2 protein-coding genes are annotated in these 1,221 nt (G+C 69.5%); both read right to left on the bottom strand.

Annotated elements, in window-relative coordinates; translation table 11 throughout:
• Positions 1 to 61 precede the first annotated feature (61 nt).
• Positions 62 to 943: an IS3 family transposase gene (locus Asi03nite_RS37465; protein ID WP_203685251.1), complete on the bottom strand. Its 882-nt coding sequence runs from the start codon at positions 941 to 943 to the stop codon at positions 62 to 64.
• 2 nt (positions 944 to 945) lie between these two features.
• Positions 946 to 1,221, bottom strand: a 276-nt coding sequence (locus tag Asi03nite_RS37460) for a transposase (RefSeq protein WP_239103218.1), incomplete at its 5' end; no start/stop codon positions are given.

The following is a 1,221-nucleotide window of genomic DNA, read 5'->3' as shown; positions in this document are numbered from 1 at the left end:
TTTTTAGATCTTGACGGGTTGGGAAGAGTGGCGGCGTAGCCGCCTCCCTTTCTCCAGATCGTCATGCCGCCCGTTCGATGCGGACCCGGGCTTCGTAGACCGCCGGTGGGAGCCGGCCTGCGGTTGAATGCCGCCGTTCGTGGTTGTATTCGTCGATGAACGCGGCGACCGCGGTCCGGGCCTGCGCCCGGGTGGCGTAGCGGCCGGCGTCGGCGAGAAGTTCGAACTGCAGGGTGGAGTTGAACGACTCGGCGACCGCGTTGTCCAGCGCCGAACCGGTCCGGCCCATCGACTGGCGCACCTTCGCCCGGCGGCACGCGGCCGCGAACACCCTGCCGGTGTATTCGCCGCCCTGATCGGTATGGAAGATCACCCCGGCCACGTCACCGCCACGAATGGCGATCGCCACCTGCAACGCCGCGGTGGCCAGAACCGGGTCGTGGTAGGCACCCATCGCGAAGCCGACCGCCCGGCGCGAATGCAGATCCAGCACCGTGGCCAGGTAGAACCGCCCCTCGGCGCAGGGGATGTCGGTGAGGTCGCCGACCCAGGCCACATTCGCTGCTGCCGGCGGGCTGAAGTCGCGGTTGAGCAGATCCACAGCCTTGCGCGCGGACTTGTCCGGCACGGTCAGGCTCCGGCGGCGGCGCTTCGGGCGGGCGACCAGGTGCTGCTCGGCCATGACCTGCGCGATGGTGTTCACGCTGACCCGCCAACCCATCGCGTGCAGGTCGTCGGTGATCCGCGGGGAGCCGTAACGGCCCTTGTGCCGATAAAACAACGCGATGACCAGCACGGTCAGCGCCTGCCTGCGGGCCCGGCGCAGCGAGCCGTCACCGTGCAGCCACTTGTACAGCCAGGCCGGCGACACCTGCAGGGCCCGGCACGACACCGCGTACGGGATACCGAACTGTGCCCTCTGGGCGGCGATGAACCCGGCCATGGCTACCGGCCCATCGTGTCCTCGACCCAGAGGGCCAGACTGCGCTTGAGCACGTCACACCGCATCCGCAGCTCGGCGTTCTCCCTGCGCAGCCGGGCCAGCTCGGCCCGCTGGTCCTCACCCAGCCCGTCGCCGGTCCCGTTCTCCCGCCGATGCCGGTCCAGGGCCACCCAGTTCGCCAGGGTCCCGTCCTTGATCCCCAGGTCGCGGGCCACCTGCGCGATCGGCTTGCCTGTCTCCCGGACCAGCCGCACCGCGCCATCTCTGAAGTCTTGATC

It is taken from the genome of Actinoplanes siamensis, assembly GCF_016862395.1.
In the GTDB taxonomy this organism is placed as follows: Bacteria; Actinomycetota; Actinomycetes; order Mycobacteriales; family Micromonosporaceae; genus Actinoplanes; species Actinoplanes siamensis.
Note: the sequence above shows the minus strand (reverse complement) of the source record. Positions and strands in the feature narration are given on the sequence as shown.